Below are 26,073 nucleotides of genomic sequence, written 5' to 3' on the forward strand. Positions count from 1 at the left end.
CAAGATGCCTTTCGACATCCTGCCCTGTCGTGCCTTTTCAGGCTTCGCTCACTGGTTCAGCAGGTTACAGCATCTGCTTCCGGCCATCAACCAAGTTGTCCACCACCGAAGGATCAGCCAAGGTGGAGGTGTCGCCGAAGTTGTCGAAGTCGTCCGCCGCGATCTTGCGCAGGATGCGGCGCATGATCTTGCCGGAGCGGGTTTTCGGCAGGCCCGGTGCCCACATGATCACCTCTGGGGTGGCAATCGGCCCGATCTCTTTGCGCACATGAGCGTTCAGCTCCTTCTTCAGCGCGTCGGACTCGGTTGCCGAAGCCTTCAGGGTGACATAGGCGAAAATGCTCTGGCCCTTGATTGCGTGCGGCATTCCTACAACAGCGGCCTCAGCCACTGCCGAATGAGAGACCAGCGCGGACTCAATCTCAGCGGTGCCGAGACGATGGCCGGAGACGTTGATCACGTCGTCCAAGCGGCCCATGACCCAGAAGCAGCCGTCCGCATCCTTGCGCGCCCCGTCCTCCGGGTCGTAGATGCCAGCATAGCGGCTGAAATAGGCCTTCTTGAAGCGGGCTGGATCACCGAACACGCCGCGCAGCATTCCGGGCCACGGCTTGCGGATGACAAGATGGCCGCCTTCGTTGACACCGGCCTCGTTACCCTGCTCATCATAAATGGCCGCGTCAATGCCGGGCAGCGGATAGGTGGCCGAACCGGGCTTGAGGGTGGTGGCGTAAGGCAGCGGCGAAATCATGATGCCGCCGGTCTCGGTCTGCCACCACGTGTCCACGATGGGCAGCTTCTCCTTGCCGATGTTGACATAATACCACATCCACGCTTCCGGGTTGATCGGCTCGCCGACCGAACCAAGAATGCGCAGGCTGGACAAATCCCAGCGTTTGATCGGCTCCTCGCCGTCGCGCATCAGCGAGCGGATAACGGTCGGGGCGGTGTAGAATATGTTGACCCGGAACTTCTCGACGATCTTCCAGAAGCGGTCCGGTCCCGGCCAAGAAGGCACACCCTCGAACATGATTGAGGTTGCGCCCAAGCCGAGCGGCCCGTAGAGAATGTAGGAGTGACCAGTGACCCAGCCGATGTCGGCGGTGCACCAGTACACATCATTGTCCTTCACATCAAAGACCCACTGCGTGGTGTGCATCGCATAGGTCAGGTAGCCGCCAGTGGTGTGGACAACGCCCTTCGGTTTGCCGGTGGAACCAGAGGTATAGAGGATGAACAGGGTGTCTTCGGCATCCATTGACTCCGGCTCGCAGCTACTGGAGATGTCAGCAGCGGCGACCTCATCATGCCACCACGAATCGCGGCCAGCCTGCATCGGCACCTCGTTGCCAGCCCGCTTGACCACAATGCAGCTCTCCACGGACGGACAGGTGGCCAGCGCGGTGTCGGCGTTCGGCTTCAGCGGAATGGTCTTGCCGGCGCGCAGCACTGCGTCGGAAGTGATCAGCACCTTGGCCTGGCAGTCCTCAATCCGGCTTTGCAGGGCGATGGCTGAGAAGCCCGCGAAAACCACCGAGTGAATCGCGCCGATGCGAGAGCAGGCGAGCAGAGAAATCGCCAGTTCCGGGATCATCGGCAGGTAGATGGAGACGCGGTCGCCCTTCTTCACGCCCTTCTTTTTCAGGACGTTGGCGAAGCGGCAGACCTCGGTGTGCAGCATCTGATAGGTATAGACCTTGACATCGCCTTCCGGCTCGCCCTGCCAAATGATTGCGGCCTTGTTGCGGCGGCCATCGGTCAGGTGGCGGTCAAGGCAGTTGACGGACATGTTCAGCTTGCCGCCCTCGAACCATTTGATTTCCGGCTTGTGGAAATCACAGTTCATCACCTTATCCCACTTTTTGTCCCACGTGACAAGCTGCTCGGCCCGCTCGGCCCAGAAACCTTCTGGATCATCCATAGAGCGTTTGTAAATCGCCTTGTACTCCTCGATGGACTTGACATAGGCTGTCTCGCGTCCTGCGGCGGGCGGGGGGAAGGATACGCCTTCTTTGAGCAGGCTTTCAATCTTGTCTTCGGTGCCGGACATGGATTCCTCCTGGGTGCATTAAAAGTTTAAGATGCGGATGAGCTGCCCCGCCTGAGCGGCAGGCTTTCTGTCCTAAATCGAATGGATGCAACTAATCAAATTTTTTTGTTCCTGTCAAGCAGAACCGTCTGGCAGGGGCAAAAAAAAGGAACTTTGTGGCAGGCAGCAGAACCTGCCGCTGCCTTGACCAGCTCAATAGGGCCGCTGATTATTCACATTGCCTGCCGGGAAGTAGTTGCAGACCCAGATTTGTCCCTTGTCGCCGCAAATGGCCATGCCGCAGCCGACTTCGCGGGTGTCCTTCCAGATTATCTGGGTGTAATTGCCGCAAATGCCGGAACAGCTGTTGCTGGCATAGTCGTATTGCGCCTCCTGCCTGCCCCAGCTGTTCACCACTTCGCTTGACGGCTTTCTGCTGATTTGGCGTGCGCCGTCAGACCATTTCACCGCGCTGGCCCAATATAAATTTTCGCCGTATTCGCTGCCGCTGCTCATCTGCTTGCACCCCGATTCAGCAAGATGCGCGGCCCACTGCTGCGCGGTCCCGGCCAGTTTGTCCGACCACCGCAATGCAGGCACGCCGACTTTCGCCCGCCACTGATTATGCGCTGCGAGCATGACAGCGGCATCTATTGCGCCGCCAGCTTGGGGAGCGGCAGCCTTTGCCTGAGAAATGCAGATGACCAGACTTCCTGTGAACACTACAAATCCTACCTTCGCCAACAGATGGCTGCGCATTTGCCTCCTCCTTTGGTTGCGCTGAACTCAGGTTATTTTTCCACCCACTGCCATGTGCCGTTAACAAGAATCTCGTGAGGACGGAAGGCTTCTTTATACTCCATTCCCTTGAGCTGCTTGATCCAGTAGCCGAGATACAAATTTCTGATGCCATGTCGGCGGCAGAAATCAATTAAGTAGAGGATATTCAACGTGCCGGGACTGCGTTCCGCCTGATCTGGATCAAAATAAAAATAGACCGCATTCATCCATTGATCGGAGCAATCAATAATTGCCACGCCCAACAGCTTGTTGTTCTCGGTCCGGTAGCGGATTTCAAAGCACCTCGTCATCGCCGTGATGAAAAAGCCATTATAGTAGCTCTCCGCGTCCGCCCTACCGTTCGGAAAGCGGGACTTCAGGAAACGCTCCAGCAGGTCAAGATTTTCATCCGACATAGTCACTGGAGCCAAGCCGACCGCAACATCATAATTTTTTTTCCAGACCCGCCGCTGGTTGCGGTTTGGCTGAAATTGGCTTGGATTCAGACGGATGGAGACGCACTCCTTGCATTCAGGGCAGCGCATGGAATACATGCAGTTGCCGTTGCGGCGGTAGCCGTTTTCTAAAAAAAGCCCTACGGTGGAATCGGTCAGGGAGCCAAACATTGCCTGATGATAAACAGCCTTGAACGGCAGCTCGTAGGGGCAGTGAGTGGCGATGTCGGTGAAATACTGCTCCAAATTTTTGCCGATGCGGCCTGTTGTCAAGCCGCTCTGCTTTTCTTGGCGCAATTTGCTCCGGCTTCCTGTCATAGAATTTGGTGCGGTTGAGCGCATCATGCAGCCTGCCTCCTTTTGCCGCTTATTTGATTGTAAAACAACATATTGTATGTTTTACCGTGATTGCCGCAGCGCGGCGCGCTGATATGCCGACACCGCATTTTATCAGTTATTTTACCAAGTTTTGCCGCAATGTCACGAAAATTGCCTGTCTGCGGCAGGGAAAACGGCACAAAAAAGCCGGTTTACACCCAAAACAGGCGCAAACCGGCAAGACACACGTGCGGAAGAAACAGCTCGCGGCTATTTTTTGCTGTAAAGAATTTGCTTGGAACCATTTTCGCAACTGCCGACCATCTTGCCTGCGGCTGCGCTGCCACTTTCGACGACAGTCAGCTCATAGTCGGTCACGCCTTTTTCCGCCAGCTTGGCGACGATATCCGCCTTGACCTCTTCACACGACCTGATGGCCGCCGGAATCATTTTGACCGCAACCACCGGCACATCCGGCTGCGCTGCCGCCGACGGAATGACAGCGGCGACCAGAGGCGGCTGCTCCTGCGCGATCTGCCGGACATACACTATCTTTTTGGAGCCGTCTTCGCAGCTGCCCACAATTTTGCCTTCTGTCACGCTGCTGTCCGCCGCAACAATCTTCAGCTCATACTTTTTGACATTTTTGCTGTCGAGTTTGGCGGCAATCGCTGCCTTCAGCTCCTCGCAGGGTTTGACTGCAGCAGCAGCCTGATTCAAGCCAATCAATATGACTGACAGCAATAAAACAACAATTTGCATCATCACAGCACTCCTTGTCAAGGACAGGTATAAAAAAGGCGAATGCTCACCTGGTTTTGTAATTCAAGATAATGTACAGGCCCATGCCGACTGTGAAGGTCAGATTGGGCAGCAGCGAGGTGTCAATCCCTCCGCCTGCTGTCACAGCGTATGAGGCGGCATACACATCGCCAAACAAGGTCACGATAAAGGCACTAATAAGAATAACTATCCGAAAGGCAATATCAATATGCTTGTTGAGACACCAGCTGAAGTACCATGCCACCGCAACGCCAACAGACCACGGAATTAGAATGGAAAACAGAGTCATTCTGATCGGGCTGGCAATAGAAACTGAGGACATCATCATAGCCGGAATAGACAGTCCCAGTGCTCTTGCTCCGAAATAAATCAAAAAGCCAGTCATAGCAGAAATAACCAAAATGACCTTTTCAAACATGGCCTCTTCTTTGTGGACAGCATAAGCGATATAAAAAATCAGCCCAACTATCCCTAAAATGATCATGATGTGCGTGATGACATTCAGCAAAAACACCATTGCGCAGTCCTTGAGTCAGAAGGAAGGGGAGATGATCCTTGGCCGGGCCGGATTTTGAATTAGCTGGTTAATAACCATGCAGGCGCGTCCGTGTCAAGCGCAAAGCGGTGGAACGCGAAAAAGAATTATTGCGCCAAGATGGCAGTCACTGCGCTGTTCCGCAAACTGACCAGCCGCACCGCAGCCACGGTTTTCACTAAACTGACCGGGCCATTGCATTGCACAGGAATGTAGTTTTCTGAAAAACCCTTCAGCAGGCCGGTTTTCTTGTCCTGCCGTTCGATCAGCACCCGTTGCTCTGTGCCTATATGCCGCTGATAAAAGGCGGCCCGTTGCGTTTGATCAAGGTCATGCAGGCGGGCAGCCCGTTCTTCTTTGACTGGCGCAGGCACCTGATCCGGGAAATTGGCCGCCGCAGTGCCGGGCCGGATTGAATAAGGGAAAACATGGAGATAGCTGATCGGCAGCGCAGCGAGCAGGCGGAAGCTGTTGGCTGCCGCCCGCTCGTCTTCGCCGGGAAAACCGGTCAGAATATCGCAGCCGATCGCCGCATGAGGCGCAGCGGCGTGGATGCGTCCGACGGCCTCGGCAAAGGTTTCCGCTGTGTAGCGGCGGTTCATCCGGGCCAGCACGCCGCTGTCGCCGCTTTGCAGGGGAATGTGGAGATGGGGCATGAAGTTCCGGCAGCCGGTGAGCAGACGGAGCAGGTGGTCGTTGACTTCCGTCGGTTCAATGGAACTGAGGCGGATGCGGACCGCCGGGAATTCGTGGCAGAGCCTGCCGAGCAGGGAATAAATATCCTCGCCTTCGCTCAGATCAAGACCGTATTTGCCGACATTGATGCCGGTGACGATCAGCTCCAAACAGCCTTCCTCAGCAAAAATCCGGGCCTGCTCCAGCACAGCGGCGACCGGCAGGCTGCGGCTGCGGCCCCGTGCGTATGGAACGATGCAGTATGAGCAAAAATTGTTGCAGCCATCTTGAATGCGGAGGCAGGCGCGGGTTCTGCCGCTGAAACGGCGCACCGGCAGCGGGCTGATTTCACAGGCTGATGCAATGTCCGCCGCCAGCAGCTGAGGCGGGCTGGCGGCCAAAGCAGTCTGCACCACCAGATGCTTGCCGCTGTTGCCAATCACGGTCAGTGAGCTGGCCGGAGCCAAATCGGACAGCGCGGCGGCGGAAATTTGGGCGTAGCAGCCGGTGATCACCAGCCGGGCATGAGGATTTTCCCGGGCGATTTTGCGGATGAGCTGGCGCGACTGCTGCCCGGCCCGGCCTGTGACCGCACAGGTGTTGATCACAAAAATGTCCGCTGGCCCGGTGGCTGGCGCGATTTCGCAGCCCTGCTCGCGAAAACCGGTGACAAAGGCGGCAGACTCAAACTGGTTCACCTTGCAGCCCAGCGTGGCGACTGCGACCCGCAGCGTCACCGTTCCACCTCAATGCCGTTCGACCGCAGCAGGTCTTTTGCCGCCATATTTTTCAGGGCCGCTTTAAATTTTTTGTGCAATTTCTGCTCTTCAATCACCATCCAAACGCAGTCCACAAGCCCTTCCGCGCCTGCTTTGGCCGCAATGTCGTCGGCAAAGCTGACACTGCCGTCCGCATGAAGAATGCAGGCTTTGCCGTAGGGATCAAGCACTGGATAAATAGAGACAAAATCAATAAATTTCAGTTTCAGCTCCAGCAGCGGCTCAAAACCGCTTTTGCTGGCAGCGGTTTCCTGATACAGGGCGATGAATTCGCTGACCGCCTGATCTATCGCTTCAAGCTGGCGGGCGGGAACAGCGGCAAGGGCGGGCGGTTCTTCTTGTTCTGCTGACAGCGCGGGCGGCAAGGCCGGAGCGGCGGCAGGATCGTTGGTGAAATAGCCCAGCCCGTAGGTGCCGCCGCTTTTCTGAATCATGCCGAGCAGGGTGTTGTAATCGTCATCCAAGGCACTGAAACCGCCAGTGCCCCAGTAATAGGAGCCGCCCCGCCGTTCCCCCTGATGAAAGAAGAGGACGGCGCAGTTGCTCCGGCCCCGCACATCCACTTCGATAAAGCCGGAAAATTTTTTTTGGCAGAGGCGGAACACCAAGTCCGGCAGGCTGACTTTACTCGAAGAGAGCTGAGATTTGGCCCGGCGGAATGTCGGCAGTTGGCCCCAGAAGAAAATCGAATCGGCATCCAAATAATAGACAGAAACCTGAAAGCTGCGCTGGGTCAGGGCGGCAAAAACATGGTCAAGCTGCTCGGAGGCTAAAGCGTGCTCGCCCTTGTTCTGCGTCAGGCCCCGGACTATATCCGCTTCGTCAAAATAGACCATCAGCTCTTGATCCGCGCCTTTGCCGTAAAGGCAGCCGGTGCCGATCTCGCCTTGCAGATGCTGGATGAACTTCTCTATGTCCAGATAGTAGCTGTTCAGTCCGCTCAGAAAAGGTTTTTCGCGGGGCAGGAGCATGGGAGACAATCCGCACGTGCTGGTTTGCTCATTCCGCCAAGCTGCGGACCGGATTGTAGTCCGCATCTTGGGCCGCCTTGAATCCGCTGATGCCCAGCGCGGCAAGGGCAGGGTCGTTTTCCGGCAGTTGCGCCAAAGCGGTCTGGATGCCATCCTTCAACTCTTGCGGCAGGCTGCGGCTGACCGACAAGGCCCAGTTTGGCAGCGGCGCAGTTTGCAGCACATCCGCCACCGCGCCGGGCGAAATGAATTCATCCGCCTTGTGCAATGCGGAGGCAGGAATGAACCCGGCATCGGCATCGCCAAGACTCACCGCAAGAATGACATTTTCTTCACGATTCTCTGCTGCTTCGGCAAGCTGGCAGTCCCGCTCCACATCCAATCCGGCTTCCTTGAGCGTCTGCTTCTGCGACAGATAGCCGCCTGCCGAGACCTTGCTGACGATCATGATTCGTTTGCCTTTCAAATCCGCAGCCTTGCTGATCCCAGACTCCGGCCTGCTGATCACAATGCCACGAATTTGGCCGCCGTTTTTGCCTTCTGAGGCGGTGAGCAGCACCTCGTGCCGGTCAGCGGCTTTGACATACAGCAGCGGGCTTTGATAGCCGATGGCGATGCCGCCGCGCAGCAGTTCAGTCTCGTATTCAGCCGAATTTTTGCTCAACAACGGACGGATGCTGCTCTTGACCGCCGCGCTGATTTTGGCGGCCAGCGGAGCGGTCATTGCGGCTAACTGTTCCGGCGCAACGCTGGGCTGCGGCTGGATGGCCAAGGTCAGCTCTTCGGCACGCGGCTCGGCGCAGCAGAGCAGGGCAAGCAGGACAAATGCGGTCTTCTTCATGACGGTCTCATTGCGGCCTTGCGGTCAGCCGCTCGACAGCGATGCGGACGGAATGGCGCATCCGTTCCACAGCAAGGGCCAGCTCGCGCAGCTCGCGGGAGCCTTTGGCCGGAATGACCAAATCCAGCTCGCCAAGGCTGATCCGGTTGGCGGTGTTGGTCAGGCTGCGGGCGGGGCGGATGATGAGCAGATTGGTGAGGACAAGCAGGATGCCGATCACCAACAACGCCAAGCCAGCAGGTATGAGCAGCAGGGGCGAAGCCAGCAGATGGAGCACGACATGCTGGCCAGTTCCGGGCGCAGGCAGACCGAGATGAATTTCGCCGTCGCCGCCGCGCAGAGCCAGCACTCGGTCATCAACCAGCAAACCGCCGATGTTGAGACGGAGACTGCCTTCTTCAGCCCCGGTCTTGAGACCATGCTGGGCCAGCACATCCACCGGAAAACCTTTCTCTTTGACCCGCTGCATGAAGCTGCTGTCAAATCCGGCCTGCGGGTTGAAAAATCCAGCAGTCACCACGCCTTTCCCATTCACCGCAGCGGCGTAGGCCACACCCGGCAGCAAGGCCGCCCGTTTCGTTTCCTGGCTGACTAACCAGTAGTCCTTGCGCAGCAGGGGCGTTTTCACAGCCTGCTCAAAAGCAGTCGCCAGAGCCATGCTGCGCAGGCTGCTTTCCTCATTGATCAAAGATGGAACATGTTGAAGATACAAATAAAAAAAGGTGCCGCCGACAGCAGCAAATCCAGCGGTCAGCACCGCCAGTAGGGGCAGGAGGAAGGGTTTGCCCCGGCCCTTGACCGCAGCGGGCACAGCAGCGACGGCATCAGCTATTTTCCGGCTGGACTGGACAGACGGAATGTCCTTGGCCGCAGCGGCAGGCGGAACTTCAGGAAAGACTGCCGGTACGACCGGAGCAGGAGCTTCTGGTTGCTCCGGCTTCTCCACCACGACAATATGACCGCAGGCTTTGCAGGAGAACTTGGCGCGTTTCCCTTGAATCCGGCTCTCATCAATATGATATTTCTTGGCGCAGTCCTCGCATATTACCAGCATGGCAAGCTCCTTTTCTGTCCTCCTCGCGGCAGGAGCAGAGGCATATCTTGACCGCATCCGGCGGCTGCCGCAGCCAGACCCTGTTTCAGTTATAACGGCTTGGAAAGCCGGCGGTCAATGCTTATTTTGCCGGATTCTCACTGCTGCTGGCCGCAGCGCAGCTCAGTCCTTGAGCTTTTTCAGCAGCCAAGCCATATTCTGGCCCAGCGTGCGCATGGTGGCCACGCCTTCGGCATCGTCGGCCACCTCGCCTTTCTCCCGGCCCATGCCGATGTTCCAGTAGGAGGAGCCGACGATGATCATCTGACCGATGGTGAAGAAGTGATTGATTGAGTCAAAGACATGGATTGCCCCGCCACGGCGGCAGGCGACCACGGCAGCTCCAACCTTGCGGCGGTGCATGTCGCCATTGGCCCGCGAGACCATGCCGCTGCGGTCAATCAGGGCCTTCAGCTCGGAACTCATATCAGCGAAATAGGTGGGCGAGGCAAGGATGATGCCGTCCGCCTCGTCCATTTTGGCGATGCAGTCGTTGACGCAGTCGGTTGTCACCGCGCAGCGGCGGTTTTTATTCGCAAAACACTGGTAGCAGGCGATGCAGCCGTGCGGATGCTGCCCGGCCAAGCTGACCAGCTCAGTCTCCACGCCTTCCTTTTCCAGTTCCTCAAAAACATAACTGATCAATTTTTCGGTGTTGCCGCCTTTGCGTGCGCTGCCGTTGAATGCCACAACCTTCATCCTGCCGACCCTCCTGTCTGTTTAAAAAAGAAAACCACACGAAAAAACTATACGCCAGATGGCCGCAGCGGGCAACACGAAAGCGGGCGGCGCAGCCGCTCCAGCTCGATCTTCAGACAGCGGTCCATGACAACATGCAACCCGGCCTGCTCGGCAATCTTGGCCGCCGCTTCGTTGACCACGCCCTGCTGCATCCAAACCAGCTTCGCGCCGACGGCAAGCGCCTCGCGGACAATCGGCTCCACCTCCTCAGAGCGGCGGAAGATGTCCACAATATCAATTGACACAGGAACCGAGCGCAGATCAGGATAGGAGATTTCGCCGAGCGCCTCGGCGCAACTTGGATTGACCGGGATGATCCAATAACCTGCCTCTTGCAGATAGCGGGCGACCTGATAGCTGGGCCGCTCCGACTTGGGTGAGAGGCCGACCACAGCCACAGTGCGGCTTGCGGCGAGGATGCGCCGAATCTCGGCGGACAGCGGGATTTGCGGGAACATAATTGACAAAGGAGGAAAAAGGCCATGATACTGTGGTGCATACAACCGTGCTGCATAGACCATTGCCTGCACAGAAGATTCACCTTCTTTAAAAATTCTGAAATTATGCGTTTTTCTATCTTTACTCCAGGATGATGAAATATTTTTTTGATTCAATCAGAGCACCTTCATTTTTTTACAGTCCTTCGTACTGCTGATTCACTGATTCCACAAGAAACTACTATATGGAATTCAGTCCGGCTCAATTTTGGCGGACGGCCAAAATCTCTTATATTCTTCTTTATTTCCTCCAACATAATATTGAAAATATCACGTTGAACGCCGACTGCTACACGTTTTTATTTTTATAGCTGTTTATTATCAGGTAATTACGATTTATGCAAGAGGTCTAATATACGCCAGATGGCCGCAGCGGGCAACAAGAAAGCGGGACGGCGCAGCCGCTCCAGCTTCAAGAAACCGCAAAATGGTTTGTCTCCCGCTCGGTGCGCTTTTGTGTTACAGTTAAAGCCGGATGCCGGAGAAACTGCTGGCAGCGAAGCTGTTCAACTCAAAAAAAAGGAGGAAGTATGGCGGAGCACTGCGCGAAAGAGCCGAGGCAGGCGTGGATCACCACTTTTGCGGGCATGGCGGTCAATTTATGTCTGGGCATACTTTATGCTTGGAGCATGTGGTCGAAATCGCTGACCGGCGGCAAGGCGGGTGAAGCGATGACCGGGTTGAATGAGGGCTGGACGTATCTGACCAATGCGCAGGCGGCCACGCCGCTGTCGCTGTGCATGATCACTTTCGCCCTGCTGATGATCCCCGGCGGACGGATTCAGGACAAAATCAGCCCGAAATTCGGAGCGACGCTGGGCGGACTGTTTTTGGCCGCAGGCTGCATCGTCGCGGGCCTGATGAAAAGCTACACCGGCCTGATTCTCGGCTTCGGCATTCTTGGCGGCATGGGCATGGGCATCGGCTACGCCGCGCCGACTCCGGCGGCCCTGAAATGGTTTGGCCCGCACCGCCGTGGTCTGATTGCCGGGCTGGTGGTGGGCGGCTACGGCGGCGCGGCCCTGTACATCAGCCCGCTGGCCAAATACCTGATTGACAGCTTTGGCATTTCCAAGAGCTTCATTTATCTTGGCATCTTCTTCGCCACGGTGGTGGTCATCGCCGGGCAGCTTCTGAAAACCCCGAACGAGGTCTATCCCGACGGCTCCTACGTGCCGCCTGCGCCGAAATGCGCCCGCACCGCCAAGGTCGCAGCAGCGGCCACCCGCCATGACTGGAGCGCCAGAGAGATGCTGCGCACGTGGCAGTTTTACGCCTTGGCCTTCATGTTCATCCTCACCACGCAGTCGGGCATGTTGATCATCGCCAATGCCGCCAAACTGCTGGTGACAGCAGGCGCGGGGCAATACGCCTGGCTGCTGGTGGCCTACGGCGGGCTGGTCAACGCCTTGGGCCGCGTGGGCACCGGTTTTTATTCCGATAAAATAGGCCGGGCCAACACCTACACTATAAACTGCATGATCTCGGCCTGTTGTCTGCTGCTGGTGCCTTATGCCCTGAAAACGCAGAATATCCCCCTGCTCTTCATCGTCGTGGGCAACGCCTACTGGCAGTACGGCGGCGGCCTGTCGCTGATGCCGCTTTTCACCGGCGATTTCTACGGCGCGAAGAACTTGGGCGTGAACTACGGGCTGGTCTTCATCGGCTGGGGGCTTGGCTCATTCATGGCCAAGCTCGGCGGGGTGATTCAGGACAAAACCGGCAGCTTGGATTACGCCTTTTACATCTCAGCAGGCTTGCTGGTGGTCGGCTCGCTGCTGGCGCAGGTGGTGAAGCGACCTACATGGGCGGAGGAAAAAACGGCAGGCTGACGAACAAAGGCCGCATCCGAGCTTATTGCCCGGATGCGGCGCAAACTGCCGCTCAGTTCTCAAAGGGTTTGGGCGGCGGGGTTTTGTCCGAGGACGGCGGCAGCATCGGCAACGTGAAGCTGGGCTGCTCGCCGGTCAAGCTCTTGAGGAAGGCGACAATTTTGGCGTTTTCCTCATCGGTGAACTTCTTGCCTAACTGAATGCGGCCCATCGTTTCCACAGCTTGGCTCAAGGTCGCTGCTCCACCGTCATGGAAATACGGATAGGTCAGCTCGATATTGCGCAGATTTGGCACCTTGAACATCCGCCGGTCTTCCTCCTTGCCTGTAACACCTTTTCGGCCTTCAGAAGGATTCTTGGTGTTATACTCCGCGACCATGCCCATTTTATGGAAGGTGCCACCGCCGACCGAAGTGCCGTAGTGACAGGACACGCAGCCGGATTTTTTGAATAGTTGGTAGCCCGCCAGCTCCTGTTCAGTCAAAGCCTTGGCATCGCCCAGCAGCCATTTGTCAAAGCGGGAGTTCGGCGTGACCAAGGTTTTCTCAAACTCGGCAATGGCATCCGTCATCCGGTCAATATTCACGGTGTCATCGCTGTAAACTTGCTTGAACTCTGCCACATAACCGGGAATAGATTTCACCACGCCTTCGGCCAGCTCATGCGTGAAGGCCATTTCGCCAGGATTGGCAATCGGGCCGCCCGCCTGCGCCTTCAGATTCTCCGCCCGGCCATCCCAGAATTGCACGAAATTCAGGCTGGAGTTGAGCACGGTCGGGGCGTTGATCGGCCCTTTCTGCCAGTTATGGCCAATGGAGGTCTTCAGGTTGTCTGAGCCGCCCATGCTCAGATTGTGGCAGGAGTTGCAGGAAATGAAGCCGGACTTGGACAGACGCGGATCAAAAAAGAGCTTCTTGCCCAGCTCGGCTTTCGCCTGATTGACATCTTTAGGCGGGCTGATCGGTTTGATCGGCTCTTCTGCCGCCCATGCTGCTCCGGCAAACAGGACTGCGGTCAAAAGTGCTGCCGAGACTGCGCATTTCTTCACGGTCATCTTTTCCTCCAAGTTGTTATCAAACCGCACGGTTGCTGATTTGCAAAATATTGTAGCGGAAGTGCGCGGGCAAAGTCAAACGGGAAAGCAGGAAGGGCGGGAGGCTGCATGGAAGTGATTGCCCGCAGGTGAAAAAAGGAGTATCTATGCAAAGAGAGGCTCCTCGTCCTGCGCTGTTCAGGCACCTGCATGGAGAACGAAATCATGAACATCCTCATCACCGGCGCGTCCGGGCTGATTGGCCGCGAACTGAGCCGGACGCTCGCCGAGCACGGCCATAACATTTTCGCCCTCCGCCGCAAATCATGGCAGATTCCGCCGTATTGGGACATTGAACGCGGCATTATTGAGCTGGGATCATGCGGACCGCCGGACGCGGTCATCAACTTGGCCGGAGAAAACATTGCCGCTGGCCGTTGGACAGCGGAGCGGAAACAACGAATGCTGCGCAGCCGGATTGCCAGCACCCGCCTGCTGACTGAATTTTTTGCGCAAGCGGAACAAAAGCCCAAGGTGCTGATTTCGGCCTCTGCTGTCGGCATCTACGGCGACCGGGGCGATGAGGAGCTGACCGAGCGCAGCCACAGCGGCGCAGGCTTTCTGGCGGAACTTGGCCAGGCTTGGGAAGCGGCCACGGAACCAGCGGCGGCGGCTGGCATCCGGGTGGTCAACGCCCGCTTCGGCATTGTGCTCAGTCCGCAGGGCGGCGCACTGGCCACAATGCTGCCGCCTTTCCGCATGGGCCTGGGCGGCTGTTTAGGCAGCGGCAGGCAGTGGCTGAGTTGGATCAGCCTCCGCGAGCTGCCTATGATCATAGCCCATCTTCTTCAGCATGAGGAGCTGTCCGGCCCGGTCAACCTGACCGCGCCGCAGCCCGTCAGCAACCGTGATTTCACTGAAACTTTGGCCCACGTTCTCCGCCGTCCCGCCTTCCTGCCTGCGCCAGTTTTCCTGCTGAAGCTGCTTTTCGGGGAAATGGCGGAGGACTTGCTGCTGGCCAGCGCGAAGGTCAGGCCGGGACGGCTGCTGGACTCAGGCTATGTCTTCAAATTCCCGGAGCTGGATGCCGCACTGCGCCATCTGCTCCTTCCCGCCTGACCGCCGCAGGAGAACGCCATGAGCCGCCCTGATCCGGTGCTGGAGTTTTACAGCAGACATCTGCCCGGCGCAAAGCTGAAGAACAACTTCCTGACCGCCGCTTGTCCATTCTGCACACAGCAGGGAAAAAGCGGGCCAACCCGCCTGCTGGCTGTGCTGATCAGCCCAGAAAGCGCCTTTCACGGCTACTTCCGCTGCCTGCACCGCTGCACGCCCGGCGGCTTTTCGCTCCATTTTGCCCGCCAAGCCCGCCTCAGCCCCAGTCTTGCCCCCGGCTTTGATCCAGACCGCGACTACACCGCCTCCAAGGTGCATTACCCGATCAAAAACATCAACAACGACGTGCTCGGCTTCACGAGCAAGCTGACCGCCGATCTGTTGATCCGCTTTGCGGCGATGGGTATTTCCAAGGCGGTGCTGGAGGAAATGCGCATCGGCTTCAATGGCCGTTACTTGGCGTATCCCTATGTGCAGGACGACGGCAACTGCTATGCGGCCCGCTGCGTCCATCCAGAGCGGGCTGACGATATCTTCTGGCACGGCGATGAGGAATTCTCCGCGCCCAGCTTCCGCATTTTCAATCTGCAAGACATCGCCCGCTGCGAAAACGGCAGCTTAATCATCGTCGAGGGAGAGGACAACCTGCTGGCTTTGCGCCAGATCGGCCTGCCCGGCATCGCCTTGATTGCCGCCGCTGATCTTGTTTATTTGGAGGCGGAGCGGCTGGCCTGGCTCAAGACAGTGTATGTCTGCGTCAACAAAAGCCCGGAATCGGAGACGGCGGCACGCGAATTTGCTGGCCGTTTGGGCTTCAAAGTGCGGATGATCCGCTGGCCGGATGCCGCGCCCAGACACTGCTGCCTGACCAAGCTGGCCGCCGAGCAGGGCAACACCTTCCAAAAGGCGGTGTTCCGTCTGATCCGCGAGGCCAAGTCCTTTTCGCCCTTCAGCTCGCCGGAGCGGGAATTCCTCCACTTCGAGGAACAACTTCAGCTTGAGGGCGGCGCGGGCCACGCCGCAATGCGCTCCGGCTTCGCCAAATTAGACAGTGCGCTGGGCGGCATCCACGGCATCAACATCATGGGCGGTCTGCCTAAAGCGGGCAAATCCTGCTTCTTCATCCAGATCGCCACCGAGATGGCCCGGCGCAGGCTGCCGGTGATCTACTACGACTTCGAGAATGGCCGCCAGAAGATTTACCAGCGGACGCTCTGCCGCTTGGCCCGCCTGAACAGCGAGCAGATCAGAGGCTCCGGGCTGACCGAGGACGAGCAGGTCAGGCTGCGGGATGGCAAGAACGAGCTGAACAAGCTCCTGCCGTGGTTCCGGGTGGTGACAGACCGCAAGCTGACCCCGGAGCTGATGCGCAGCCATTTCGACTTCCTCCGCCGTGAAACCGGCTCCGAGCACCTGATGGTGGTGATAGACAGCCTGCACAAGCTGCCCTTCAAGGATTTCGCCGAGCGGCGCACCGGCATTGATGCCTGGCTGCGGCAGCTGGAATCGCTCCGGGACGAGTTCAACGCCTCGTTTCTCGTCATCTCCGAGCTGACGCGCCGCGAGGATGGCCAGTACGACCAGCAGCCGCAGCTCGGCTCGTTCAAAGTCTCCGGCGACATTGAGTATTCCGCCGACAACGCGATGGTGCTGCTGCCGCAGTGGGATCCCTTCAACCGCGAGCCTGCCGAGCTGCGGCTCAATGACCTCTGGCTGGTGGCCAGCCGCGAGCACAGCCCCGGCCTCGTCGCGTCCTATCAGCTTGATTATCCCTACTGGGGCTTTACCGAGAAACAGCCAGCATGAGCAGCCACTTCGACAGCAAGGGCGGCGGGCAGAACATCGCTCAAGGCGAGAACGCCATCGGCAGGCAGGAGAACGTCACGCAGGAGGTGCGCGGCGACGGCTGCATCTTCTCCGGCACCGGCGATGTGACGGTGAACAAGTACGGCGTGCCGTATGAGGCGTATGGCGAGCTGGCAGGGAAGCACGCCGTCACCGAGTCCGCCCTTGCCAGCTTCTTCAAAATCATGGAGGAGCAGCAGGTTCCTCTCAACGACCTGGACAGCAAGCTGCGCGAGATTGCCACGGACTACAAGGCACTGCTTGCCCGCGTGGGCGACGACCAAGCGGCCAAGCAGGCCATTGAGGCGGGCGACTACGCCAAGGCGGAGGGGCTGCTGGAGGACATTGCCAGACACCACAGCCTTGCTGCTGCCAAGGCTTATGCCGACAACGCCAAGCTGCAAGAAGTGCAGTTGCGCTACGCCAAAGCAGCCGCTTACTGGCAGAAGGCAGCCGCCCTGCTGCCGGAGGAGAGCAAGAAGGAACGCTCGCTGTATCTGCACAGCGCAGCCTATGACCTTGACCGCATTGCCAAGTACAAGGAGGCACTACCGCTGTATGAGCAGAGCCTGGTTATAGACCAAGAGCTGGGAGACAGGCAAGGCGAAGGCACGACGCTGAACAACATCAGCCAGATTTACGATGCACGGGGCGACTACACCACCGCCCTGAAGTATCTGGAGCAGAGCCTGAGCATCAGCCGGGAGATTGGCGACAAGGCAGGCGAAGGCACGACGCTGAGTAACATCGCTGCGATTCATTACAGCAAGGGCGACTACGACAAGGCCCTTTCCTTATTTGAGCAGAGCGTAGCTATATTCCATGAGGCAGGAAGCAAGGCGGAGGAAGGTACGCTACTGAACAACATCAGCCAGATTTACAAGGCACGGGGCGACTACGCCACGGCCCTGAAGTATCTGGAGCAAAGCCTGCGCATCAGCCGGGAGATTGGCGACAAGGCAGGCGAAGGCACGACGCTGAACAACATCGCCGGTATATACCGAGCACAGGGCGACTACGCTGCCGCCCTGAAGCATCTGGAGCAGAGCCTGCGCATCCGCCAAGAGATTGGCGACAAGGCAGGCGAAGGCGCGACGCTGAACAACATCAGCCAGATTTACGATGCGCGGGGCGACTACGCCACTGCCCTGAAGTATCTGGAGCAGAGTCTGAGCATCAGCCGGGAGATTGGCGATAAGGCAGGCGAAGCGGTGACGAGCTGGAATATCGGTCTTACATATAAAGAGCAAGGCAACTTAGCCAAGGCGGAGCCATACCTTAGCCGCGCTGTGCAGCTTGAAGAGGAGATTGGCCACCCTGATTTGGAGAAAGACCGCAAGACATTGGCAGCAGTTCGCGCCCTGCTGCGGGGCCAGCAGTCCGGCCTCTTTGCTCGGCTGCTGCAATCGATGCTGGGCAGGTAGGTGCGCATGTCTCTGCATTGGGGTCTCCACCAACTCGTGGCGACGAGGCGGCCACCTGCGCCATTTTTTCAAAAAAAACTTGTCCTGACCTGATAAACTGCCTAAACTACCGTCGCTGCGGGCGGAAGAGCCAGCCGCCCGCACCTGCGGGAGAGAGACAGGCGGCTGTGTCATTGTATCCTGCTCCAGCTGTATGAGCGTTCTGAAGACGAAGAAGGGCTGGAGTTTCAGCTGAAACACACCAACGAAGGAGAAGGCGGCAGTGTCAGGACATTCTAAATGGAGCACCATTAAACGCAAGAAGGGCGCTCTTGATGCGAAGCGGGGCAAGATTTTCACCAAGCTGATCAAAGAGATCATGGTTGCGGCCCGGATGGGCGGCGGCGACATTGACGGCAATCCCCGCCTGCGCAGCGCGGTGAACGCGGCCAAGGCCGAGAACATGCCCAAGGACAACATTGAGCGGGCGATCAAGAAAGGCTCCGGCGAGCTGGGCGGCGCGGTGTATGATGAAATCCTCTACGAGGGCTACGGGCCAGGCGGCGTGGCGGTTTTAGTTGAGACCATGACCGACAACAAGAACCGCACGGTGGCGGATGTCCGCCATTTCTTCGCCAAGAATAACGGCAACCTCGGCGAGAACGGCTGCGTGGGCTGGATGTTCGACAAGCGCGGCGTGATCAGCGTGGACGCGGCGGGCGCGAACGAGGAGCAGCTGATGGAGCTGGCCTTGGAAGCTGGGGCTGAGGACGTGGTGAACGAGGACGGCAGCTTTCAGATTTACACTGCGCCGGAGGATTTCAACGCGGTGGTCGAGGCCTTGGAAAAGAGCAAGGTCAAGATGAGTGAGGCGAGCATTTTGATGGTGCCGAAGAACACCATTGAAGTGACTGAGGAAAAGACTGCCGCCAATTTGCTCAAGCTACTGGAAAGCCTTGAGGATCACGATGACGTGCAGAAGGTGCACGCCAACTTCGACATCTCGGAAGAGCTGATGGAGAAGCTGTCATAGCCCTGCTCAAGCCGCTGCGGATCATCGGCATTGATCCCGGCTCGCGGATCACCGGCTACGGCATCATTGACAAGCTGGGGCCGGAGCTGGGTTTTGTCGCCTGCGGCACCATCCGCGCTGACCGGGAGAAGGATTTCTCCCGGCGGCTGCTGCTTATTTTTGAAGGGCTGTCTGATGTGCTGGCGCACTACAAGCCGGAAGCGGCGGCGGCGGAAGAAATTTTTGTCGCCCACAATGTGCGCTCCGCCCTCAAGCTCGGCCAAGCGCGGGGCGCGGCGGTCGTCGCGCTGCTGCGGCAGGGACTGCCGGTGCAGGGCTATCCGCCGCGTTTGGTCAAGCAGGCTGTGACCGGCTATGGCCACGCGGACAAAACGCAGGTGCAGCACATGATTCAGGCTCTGCTCGAACTGAGCGGCCCGCCCAGCAGCGATGCTGCCGATGCGTTAGCCGTGGCGGTCTGTCACGCGCAGACGTTGAGGTGAAGTCAACTCTTGGCAGCTAGCTGCATTTTTTCATGCAGTTCGCTGCACGCTTTGTTGATGCGGTCGCGTGAAGACACGCCGAAATTGACTGTGATTTCAGCGTATGCAGTCAGCGCGCAGGAGAAAAAGTGCAGATCGTTTTCTTTGGGAGATTTGCGTTGCGGACAAAATTTGTAGCACAGCATCACGTGGTACAGTGTCAATGCTCTAAAATTTCTCATCGCCAGCAGCAGAACATCTTTCACCGGCAGCAGAGATGATGTGTTGATCACATACCCTATGAAATGCTGGACTGCCGGATGCTCTGTATATTTTCCTTCTTCTGCCAATTGGCGCAGCGTTTGCAGAGAAAATTCCCCAGTGGCCAGCCATCGCTCTGACGAATAAGCCTCTTTATGCGCGAGATGCAATACATGCGCACTGTCTGTGGTGACAACAGACAAGCCGCTCAAAACAAGGTTGCTTAAGAAATAATAATCCCACCACGGCTCGCCGAAAAAAAGTGTCGTCTCCCGGTGCAGCCGGGCAATATCCTCCCGGCGCAGAATAAAAAGATCATAGCCCCATTTGTAGGTCGCGCCAGAAGCATTGCGCAGACTCTCCACATTCACCCGGCGCGAGACAAGCACTTCCCCGCTCTTCAGACCAGCAGCCTGCTTCCGCAGCAGCTCGGCATCTGCCAAAAAAATATCTGAATTCGTCAGGGCGATCAGCTCAGTTTCTTCCTGAGCCGCGCAGTGCAGCAGATCATCAAACAGCACTAAGGGTCTTTTCGCCACTGCCGTTCCATCAGATGCAACCGGACAGATGAAAATGCCCTTAGTTGCTGCTCTGACTGCATCAGCTTCTTTGTTGTTATTAACCGACAGAATCCGCCCGCCGAAACGCTGCCACGAGTCAATGCAGGCTTGGCGGTACGCTTTGCCGACATCACTGCCGTCAATTGGCCGAGAAGGAATGACAGGAGGGACAGAGGTGATGACAGTGATGGTCGGTTGTTTCATAATTGCTGCTTTACAGCCACAAATGAGGCGAAATTGATCCAGCGGAAGTGCAGTTCCGCCCAGCTGAAGCCGCCGTCGCGCAGCAGGCTGAGATTTTCTTCCACAGTGAACGGGATAAGGACGTTTTCCAGAGCCTCGCGCTTGGCGGCAATTTCCAACTCGGAATAACCCTGCTCCCGCTTGAATTCATGATAGATATTGATAAATTTCCGATTCAGAAGACTGTGGCTGCTGACGATTTTTTCGCTGAGGAGCAGAATGCCGCCTGCGGAAAGGGCGGTGTGCAGACGGCGGACAAAATCCTGCCGGAGCAGAGGCCGGATGAACTGCATGGTGTAGTTGCAGAGGATGACATCTGCCCCGGCAAGCTGCCCGATCAAATCAGGGGAGGTGATGTCCTGCTGGCGGAACTCAATGTTTTTGCTGAACATTGCCGCCTTGCGCCGGGCTTTCTCCAGCATGGCCGGGGCGTTGTCCAAGCCGATGAACCGCAATTGCAGGTCTGGCAGCAGGCGGGCCAGCTCCAAGAGGGTGGAACCGGTGGAGCAGCCGAGGTCAACCACAGTTCCGCCCGGCGCGGCGAGCTGGCGGATCAGCGCGGCAGTGGTTTTGATCACCGTGCGGTAAAAGGGCACGGAACGGTCGAGCATGTCATCGAAGACTTCCGCCACACCCTCATTGAAGGTGAAGTCCTCATGTACCTCGCCGCTGCTGTAGAGCTTGTCGCTGCTCACCCAGCCAGATCAATGCAGTTCTGCATCTCGCGCACCGCCTGCTCCAGGCCGACAAAGGCGGCGCGGGCGATCAGGGCGTGGCCGATGCTCAGTTCCTCAATCACCGGCAGCCCGGCGACGCGGCCTACGTTGAGATAATTGAGACCGTGCCCCGCGTTGACCCGCAGCCCGGCGGCGTAGGCGGCCTCTGCTGCCTGCTCAATCAGGCGGAACTCGCGCTCCTGCTCCTCGTGGTCTTTCGCATCGGCGTAGCGGCCCGTGTGCAGCTCCACATACGCCGCGCCGACCTCGACCGCAGCCTTGACCTGCTCCAAGTCAGGATCAATGAAGAGCGAGACCGGAATGCCCGCCTCGCTCATCTTGCCGATGGTCTTTCGTATCTTTTTCTCGTTGCCGAGGATGTCCAGACCGCCTTCAGTGGTCAGCTCCTGCCGTTTCTCTGGCACCAGCGTAACTAAATCCGGCTTCACGTCCAAGGCAATTTCAACAATCTCTTTGACCGCCGCCATCTCCAGATTGAGGCGGGTCTTCACGGTCTGGCGCAGGACGCGGACATCGCGCTCCTGAATGTGGCGGCGGTCTTCGCGCAGATGCACGACGATGCCTCTGGCCCCGGCCAGCTCGCAGATGCCTGCGGCTAAAACCGGATCCGGCTCCGCGCCGCCTCTGGCCTCGCGGATGGTGGCGATATGGTCAACATTGACAGCAAGCTGCGGCATGGCCCCTCCTGAATGAATGTGTTGAACAGCCTGATACAGTTCGGCCTCCTTGTCCTGCATCCGCTCCGCCTCGGCCTCGGACAGCTCATGGTCGTAGCCGAGCAGATGGAGCAGGCCGTGGATCAGCAGCCAGGTGAGATGCTGGTGCAGGGTTACGCCTTTTTCGCCTGCCTCGCGCCAGGCAGTGTCGGCGGAAACAAGAATGTCGCCCAGCTCGTCCGCCACTTCCGCCGGGAATGAGAGGACATTGGTCGGCCCCTCTTTGTGGCGGTAGGTCTGGTTGTAGCGGGCCATCTCCTTGTCGTCGAGAAAGACGACGCTGACCGTGCGCCCTTCCTGCTTCAGCAGACGCAGCAGGCGGAGCAGACGCGCCCGCAGCAGGTTCTGGTTGAGCTTGAACTGCTGCGGGCTGATTTCGCTGATGAAGTTGATGGACATGGAAAGTCAGGACGGCTCGCGGCGGCTGCCGGCGGTGTCGTAGGCGTGGATGATCTTCTGCACCAAGGGATGCCGCACCACATCGCTTTTGTCAAAAGGACAGAAGGCGATGCCCTCGATGTTCTGGAGCAGAGCCTGCGCCTCCACCAGCCCGGAAGCCTGCCCGCCGGGCAGGTCAACCTGGGTGATGTCACCGGTGATCACCGCCTGCGAGTCAAAACCGATGCGCGTGAGGAACATCTTCATCTGCTCGCGGGTGGTGTTCTGCGCCTCGTCCAAAATGATGAAGCCCTTGTTCAAGGTTCTGCCGCGCATGAAAGCTAATGGTGCGACCTCGACCACGCCGCGCTCGACCAGTTCAGCGGCTTTCTCCGCGCCCAGCATGTCGTTGAGCGCGTCGGTGAGCGGGCGCAGATACGGATCAACCTTCTGCGCCAAGTCACCGGGCAAAAAGCCGAGCTTCTCACCCGCTTCCACCGCAGGCCGGGTGAGAATGATGCGCTGCACCTGCTCCGCCGTCAGCGCGGCCACAGCTATCGCCACGGCCAAGTAGGTCTTGCCGGTGCCTGCCGGGCCGATGCCGAAAACAATGTCGTTGCGGCGGATGGCCTCGATGTAGTTCTTCTGATTGAGGGTCTTGGGCGAGATGATCCGCTTCTTGGAGGTGATGCAGACTTTCTCCAAGAAAATCTCCTCCAGTGAGGCAGCGGGCGAGGCTTCAAGAATGCGCAGGCCAAAGGCCACGTCCTGGCTGAAAACCGGATAGCCCTTCCGCGCCAGCTCGTAGAGCTGCCGCAGGGCTGAGACTGCCAGCTCTACGGCGTGCGGTCGGCCCTGCACGCGCAGGCCGCCGCCCCGCTGATGAATGCGGACTCCGGCGGCCTGCTCGATAGTGTGCAGATTGCGGTTCAGCTCGCCGAAGAGCGTCTGCGCGGCGGCGGAGTCGGCGAAATCAAGGCTTTGCTCAATCTCGCCGCCAGCTTGGACTGCTGTTTTTTTCACCGAAAACGCCACAGCCTTACTTCTTGGTCAGTTCCTGATCAATCATTTTCTGGATGCCTTCAGGGCCGCCAACATTGACCCGGCGACCGTTGACAAACAGGGTCGGCGTGCCATTGACTTCAGCCAGCCGGGCCGCGCTCATGTCTTTGCTCAGTTTTTCCTGCGTGGCCGGGCTGTTCAAGTCTGCTTTGAACTTCTCCATGTTCAGGCCGATTGCTGTCGCAGCCTTCTCAATCGCCTCAGTGCTCAACCCGCCGTTGTTGGCAGCAGCGAACAGCGCATCGTGCATCTCCCAAAACTTGCCCTGCTCCTGCGCGGCAATGGCGGCCTTGGCTGCCGGTTCAGCCTGCGCGTGCATGTTCAGCGGCATGTGCTTGAATACGATCTTGACCTTGTCGGCATTTTTCTTCATCACCTCTTCCAGGATCGGATGCACCTTGCTGCAGAACGGACATTGGAAATCGGAGAAAACCACCAAGGATACCGGCGCATTTTCATTGCCTTTAAATGGCGAGCCGGAAAGGTCAATATCCTTGGCAAAAGAAATATCCATCGCCTTATAAGCCCCGCTCTTGTCCATCAGATAGAGCATTTCGCCTCTGGGCGCAATGTCAATGGCAATAGTCCCCGCATCAGCCGGAATCACTCCCAATTTTTGCCCTTCAGCCGAATAAAGATGCACCTTGCTGTCGTCGCCGAGGATGAAAACCATTCTGCCGTCCAAGGTCTGCACGAAACTGACCGGCTTCGCATCAGTCTTCCACGCCTGCATGACTGTCCATGTCAGCGCATCCGGTTTGGTGGCTGTGGCAGCGGGCTGCTCCGGGGCAGGGGCGGCGGGAGCGGCAGCTTTCTCATCTGCCGCCGAAACCATTTGGGCGGACAGCAGGAGCAGACAAGAGAGGGCAAGTGCTTTTTTGTTCATTTTCTTTCGTTCCTTAATGAAAAGATTGGCAGAGGATGTGCAGCACGATGCAGGCATTATACTGTCCTGCGTGCTGTCCGGCAAGCTGAACAGCAACACGGCTTAAAGGCCGCCGAGACGCAGCGCGGCGTAGTAGCCGTTCCGGTTCACAAGATAAAGCATGTTGCTGCGCGGCACAAGATCAAGGCCGGAGATGCCCTTGGGCACTGGCAGATAGTTCCGCAGCTCGCCAGCGGTCGAATAAACCCGGACGATGCTGTCCGCTTCAAGAATGAAGACCAGTCCCCGGTCAGGAAGACAGGCGATGTCAACTGGCCTGGCCTGAGTCTGCCAGTGACTCCGCACCGTCCCTGCTGCCGCGCCGGTCTCCAAGGACACGCTGAACACGGTGCAAAAACCGCTCCGGTCAATTGCGTATAAGGTCTTGCCGCGCGGATCAATGTCAATGGCGGTCGCCTGCCCTGGAACGGCGACAGTGCCAAGCTGCTCGCCGACAGCGGAATACACCTGCACATTGCCGTCGCTGCCAAGGACAAAAACCAGTTTTTTATCCATGGTCTGGGCGAGAGCCGCAGGGCTTGCGCCAGACTCCCAGCTGTTCATTTCCGACCAGGTGTCCAAAAAACGCGGGCCGCTGCCCGGCGCGGCGTTCCCAAGCTGCGCGGACAGCAGGAGGAACGAGCACAATGCGAGAGCTTTTCTCATTTTTCTTTCTGCATGGATTGGTTGAGGAGGAAGTTGAAACTGCCCTTCCGCACTGCGCATCATACCCGCAGCAGACGCATCAGGCAAGCAGCACCGCTGTTTTTTTTCATTTTCTTCACCCGGCGCAGCAGTGTTCCGCAGGCGGCCATGCACGCCATGCGCATGACACAATGTTCCCTCCGCCGGAACCTCAGGAAAATTTTGCTGTTCATTGTGTGTTCATGTTGTTTTTTTTTTCATCTTGCTTTATAGTTAAGGCAGATGAAAAGGCAAAGTTGTTCTCGCTCAATTTGCTTTTTTTTAGTCAAAGGGAGACGATCATGTGGAAAAAAATTAGCATGGCAGCACTGTTGGGGCTGAGTCTCTGCCCTGCTGCAGCAACAGCTGCAGGTTTCAATCCGTTTGAAGGCATAGTTGACGGAATCGCGATGGAGTTGGCGGCCAACACCAATCTTACTTTGACATCCACTTATGATACTGGCGCGCGCTTAGGTGGCAACGTGGTGGTGGGCAACGGCATGCCGGCTGTCAAACAGAGCGCAGTAGTGGATGGAGACCTGCTGCTTGACATGAGCGGCAGCAAAGAAGGCACCATGCAGGCCGTCAATATGCATAGAGGCGATGTTGAAGTGATGGTCATGCACAGCACCACTGTCACCGGCACTGCGGAGATGCGCTCGTCGAACAGCGAAAATTCCACGCAGGCATTCAACTTGGTCACCGCCTGCGGAACAGCGGGCTGTGAATGAGCAGCTGTTTTCTGCGCAGGTAAGAAGAGGGGTCGCTCAACCTGCGCAGACGATAGCAGCACGTCTATCTTCAAGGGAAAGGACTATTTGTCCGTGCGGCCAAGAGGAGACAAATATGAGGAACAAGATTTGTCTGAAAATAATTTTCTTGGCTGAAGTTTTTTTAAGTCCTTGGCAGGCATCAGGTGCTGATGTCACAGCATTTGACCAGTTCACAGCAGCCTTTGACGCAGGTCTGTTTCAAGGGACGCAGATTAGCAGCGAGCTGAGTCTTGAATCAGAAGGCAGCAGCGGCAGCACACAAGGTGTCAATGTGATTGCCTATACTGCGTACAGCGGAAAGGCAGCGCAGGTGGCTCTGCTGGAGCAGGGTGTGACACTTTTTCTGTCCGGCGGAAATAATGTTGTTCAAGGAATTAATGTGTACCGAGGCAGCGCAGAATCGGTCACGCAGCTAACCGCTGCCAGCGGCGCAGTGCGTCTGAGCGCGCCAAGCACCAGCGGCAGCATTCAAGGTGTTAATGTCATCACTGACTGCGATTCCTGCAATTGAGAA

Annotated in this window: 27 protein-coding genes and 1 pseudogene; 8 read left to right on the top strand and 20 right to left on the bottom strand. The window is 57.7% G+C overall.

The genetic code is table 11. The features are described from left to right. Window positions 1-64: 64 nt before the first annotated feature. From acs to ACNKH6_RS10030, 12 genes and pseudogenes are all read right to left on the bottom strand, one after another. The gene (gene acs / locus ACNKH6_RS09975) at window positions 65-2,050 is read right to left on the bottom strand and encodes an acetate--CoA ligase (RefSeq protein WP_417915410.1); all 1,986 of its coding nucleotides are present in this window, start codon (window positions 2,048-2,050) and stop codon (window positions 65-67) included. A gap of 192 nt (window positions 2,051-2,242) precedes the next feature. Then, on the bottom strand, window positions 2,243-2,788 hold the full coding sequence (locus ACNKH6_RS09980) for a CAP domain-containing protein (protein WP_417915411.1): 546 nt from the start codon (window positions 2,786-2,788) through the stop codon (window positions 2,243-2,245). Window positions 2,789-2,820: 32 nt separating this feature from the next. Next, window positions 2,821-3,609, bottom strand: coding sequence for an arginyltransferase (locus tag ACNKH6_RS09985; protein ID WP_417915412.1), 789 nt, complete (start codon window positions 3,607-3,609; stop codon window positions 2,821-2,823). Between the two features lie 243 nt (window positions 3,610-3,852). After that, window positions 3,853-4,032, bottom strand: a complete 180-nt coding sequence (locus ACNKH6_RS09990; RefSeq protein ID WP_417915519.1) for a DUF1161 domain-containing protein — start codon at window positions 4,030-4,032, stop codon at window positions 3,853-3,855. Window positions 4,033-4,119: 87 nt separating this feature from the next. Then, window positions 4,120-4,347: pseudogene (locus tag ACNKH6_RS09995) on the bottom strand (DUF1161 domain-containing protein); the annotation flags it as partial. Window positions 4,348-4,390: 43 nt separating this feature from the next. Continuing rightward, window positions 4,391-4,882 (bottom strand): hypothetical protein, encoded by a 492-nt coding sequence (locus tag ACNKH6_RS10000; protein ID WP_417915413.1) that lies wholly within the window; start codon window positions 4,880-4,882, stop codon window positions 4,391-4,393. A gap of 125 nt (window positions 4,883-5,007) precedes the next feature. Further along, a complete protein-coding gene (mtaB, locus tag ACNKH6_RS10005) occupies window positions 5,008-6,312 on the bottom strand; it encodes a tRNA (N(6)-L-threonylcarbamoyladenosine(37)-C(2))-methylthiotransferase MtaB (protein ID WP_417915414.1) in 1,305 nt (434 codons plus the stop codon). After that, window positions 6,309-7,325, bottom strand: coding sequence for a hypothetical protein (locus ACNKH6_RS10010; RefSeq protein ID WP_417915415.1), 1,017 nt, complete (start codon window positions 7,323-7,325; stop codon window positions 6,309-6,311). Before ACNKH6_RS10010 ends, mtaB begins: the two co-directional genes overlap by 4 nt. Window positions 7,326-7,353: 28 nt before the next feature. Further along, entirely contained in the window at window positions 7,354-8,166 is an 813-nt protein-coding gene (locus tag ACNKH6_RS10015; protein ID WP_417915416.1) for a phosphate/phosphite/phosphonate ABC transporter substrate-binding protein, read from the bottom strand. A 7-nt stretch (window positions 8,167-8,173) separates the two neighbouring features. Continuing rightward, complete coding sequence (locus tag ACNKH6_RS10020) at window positions 8,174-9,220, bottom strand: zinc-ribbon domain-containing protein (protein ID WP_417915417.1); 1,047 nt, start codon at window positions 9,218-9,220, stop codon at window positions 8,174-8,176. 162 nt (window positions 9,221-9,382) lie between these two features. Next, window positions 9,383-9,958, bottom strand: coding sequence for a flavodoxin family protein (locus tag ACNKH6_RS10025; protein WP_417915418.1), 576 nt, complete (start codon window positions 9,956-9,958; stop codon window positions 9,383-9,385). 47 nt (window positions 9,959-10,005) lie between these two features. Continuing rightward, window positions 10,006-10,458 (bottom strand): CoA-binding protein, encoded by a 453-nt coding sequence (locus ACNKH6_RS10030; RefSeq protein ID WP_417915419.1) that lies wholly within the window; start codon window positions 10,456-10,458, stop codon window positions 10,006-10,008. Between the two features lie 569 nt (window positions 10,459-11,027). Here ACNKH6_RS10030 and ACNKH6_RS10035 point away from each other — a divergent pair. Then, window positions 11,028-12,329, top strand: a complete 1,302-nt coding sequence (locus ACNKH6_RS10035; RefSeq protein ID WP_417915420.1) for an OFA family MFS transporter — start codon at window positions 11,028-11,030, stop codon at window positions 12,327-12,329. Between the two features lie 52 nt (window positions 12,330-12,381). Here ACNKH6_RS10035 and ACNKH6_RS10040 read toward each other — a convergent pair whose 3' ends face one another. Further along, window positions 12,382-13,377 carry a cytochrome-c peroxidase gene (locus tag ACNKH6_RS10040; RefSeq protein WP_417915520.1) on the bottom strand — a complete coding sequence of 332 codons (996 nt, stop codon included), beginning with the start codon at window positions 13,375-13,377 and terminating at the stop codon, window positions 12,382-12,384. A 210-nt stretch (window positions 13,378-13,587) separates the two neighbouring features. Here ACNKH6_RS10040 and ACNKH6_RS10045 point away from each other — a divergent pair, with 210 nt between their 5' ends. From ACNKH6_RS10045 to ACNKH6_RS10060, 4 genes are all read left to right on the top strand, one after another. After that, window positions 13,588-14,481: a TIGR01777 family oxidoreductase gene (locus ACNKH6_RS10045; protein ID WP_417915421.1), complete on the top strand. Its 894-nt coding sequence runs from the start codon at window positions 13,588-13,590 to the stop codon at window positions 14,479-14,481. An 18-nt stretch (window positions 14,482-14,499) separates the two neighbouring features. Continuing rightward, on the top strand, window positions 14,500-16,284 hold the full coding sequence (locus ACNKH6_RS10050) for a DnaB-like helicase C-terminal domain-containing protein (RefSeq protein WP_417915422.1): 1,785 nt from the start codon (window positions 14,500-14,502) through the stop codon (window positions 16,282-16,284). Further along, entirely contained in the window at window positions 16,281-17,747 is a 1,467-nt protein-coding gene (locus ACNKH6_RS10055) for a tetratricopeptide repeat protein (RefSeq protein ID WP_417915423.1), read from the top strand. The genes ACNKH6_RS10050 and ACNKH6_RS10055 overlap by 4 nt, the downstream gene beginning before the upstream one ends. 262 nt (window positions 17,748-18,009) lie before the next feature. After that, window positions 18,010-18,759 carry a YebC/PmpR family DNA-binding transcriptional regulator gene (locus ACNKH6_RS10060; RefSeq protein ID WP_417915424.1) on the top strand — a complete coding sequence of 250 codons (750 nt, stop codon included), beginning with the start codon at window positions 18,010-18,012 and terminating at the stop codon, window positions 18,757-18,759. Here ACNKH6_RS10060 and ACNKH6_RS10065 read toward each other — a convergent pair. Continuing rightward, window positions 18,690-18,947: a hypothetical protein gene (locus ACNKH6_RS10065; protein WP_417915425.1), complete on the bottom strand. Its 258-nt coding sequence runs from the start codon at window positions 18,945-18,947 to the stop codon at window positions 18,690-18,692. The two genes, ACNKH6_RS10060 and ACNKH6_RS10065, sit on opposite strands and share 70 nt — an antisense overlap. On the opposite strand from ACNKH6_RS10065, the gene ruvC reads away from it, so the two are divergent. Beyond that, window positions 18,834-19,241 (top strand): crossover junction endodeoxyribonuclease RuvC, encoded by a 408-nt coding sequence (gene ruvC, locus ACNKH6_RS10070; RefSeq protein ID WP_417915521.1) that lies wholly within the window; start codon window positions 18,834-18,836, stop codon window positions 19,239-19,241. The two genes, ACNKH6_RS10065 and ruvC, sit on opposite strands and share 114 nt — an antisense overlap. A gap of 2 nt (window positions 19,242-19,243) precedes the next feature. Here ruvC and ACNKH6_RS10075 read toward each other — a convergent pair whose 3' ends face one another. From ACNKH6_RS10075 to ACNKH6_RS10100, 6 genes are all read right to left on the bottom strand, one after another. After that, on the bottom strand, window positions 19,244-20,245 hold the full coding sequence (locus ACNKH6_RS10075) for a hypothetical protein (RefSeq protein WP_417915426.1): 1,002 nt from the start codon (window positions 20,243-20,245) through the stop codon (window positions 19,244-19,246). Beyond that, window positions 20,242-20,979 (bottom strand): carboxy-S-adenosyl-L-methionine synthase CmoA, encoded by a 738-nt coding sequence (gene cmoA / locus ACNKH6_RS10080; protein WP_417915427.1) that lies wholly within the window; start codon window positions 20,977-20,979, stop codon window positions 20,242-20,244. The genes ACNKH6_RS10075 and cmoA overlap by 4 nt, the downstream gene beginning before the upstream one ends. Then, on the bottom strand, window positions 20,976-22,136 hold the full coding sequence (locus tag ACNKH6_RS10085) for a pyridoxine 5'-phosphate synthase (protein ID WP_417915428.1): 1,161 nt from the start codon (window positions 22,134-22,136) through the stop codon (window positions 20,976-20,978). The genes cmoA and ACNKH6_RS10085 overlap by 4 nt, the downstream gene beginning before the upstream one ends. Window positions 22,137-22,142: 6 nt before the next feature. Continuing rightward, on the bottom strand, window positions 22,143-23,138 hold the full coding sequence (locus ACNKH6_RS10090; protein ID WP_417915429.1) for a PhoH family protein: 996 nt from the start codon (window positions 23,136-23,138) through the stop codon (window positions 22,143-22,145). Between the two features lie 16 nt (window positions 23,139-23,154). Next, window positions 23,155-24,063, bottom strand: a complete 909-nt coding sequence (locus tag ACNKH6_RS10095; protein ID WP_417915430.1) for a DsbA family protein — start codon at window positions 24,061-24,063, stop codon at window positions 23,155-23,157. A gap of 102 nt (window positions 24,064-24,165) precedes the next feature. Continuing rightward, window positions 24,166-24,768 (bottom strand): YncE family protein, encoded by a 603-nt coding sequence (locus ACNKH6_RS10100; RefSeq protein WP_417915431.1) that lies wholly within the window; start codon window positions 24,766-24,768, stop codon window positions 24,166-24,168. On the opposite strand from ACNKH6_RS10100, the gene ACNKH6_RS10105 reads away from it, so the two are divergent. Both ACNKH6_RS10105 and ACNKH6_RS10110 read left to right on the top strand, forming a co-directional pair. Next, window positions 24,750-25,517 (top strand): hypothetical protein, encoded by a 768-nt coding sequence (locus tag ACNKH6_RS10105; RefSeq protein ID WP_417915432.1) that lies wholly within the window; start codon window positions 24,750-24,752, stop codon window positions 25,515-25,517. The genes ACNKH6_RS10100 and ACNKH6_RS10105 overlap by 19 nt on opposite strands. A gap of 115 nt (window positions 25,518-25,632) precedes the next feature. Continuing rightward, on the top strand, window positions 25,633-26,070 hold the full coding sequence (locus ACNKH6_RS10110; RefSeq protein WP_417915433.1) for a hypothetical protein: 438 nt from the start codon (window positions 25,633-25,635) through the stop codon (window positions 26,068-26,070). Window positions 26,071-26,073: the final 3 nt, after the last annotated feature.

Origin of the sequence: Candidatus Electronema sp. JM (assembly GCF_048287415.1) — a bacterium.
Lineage (GTDB): Bacteria > Desulfobacterota > Desulfobulbia > Desulfobulbales > Desulfobulbaceae > Electronema.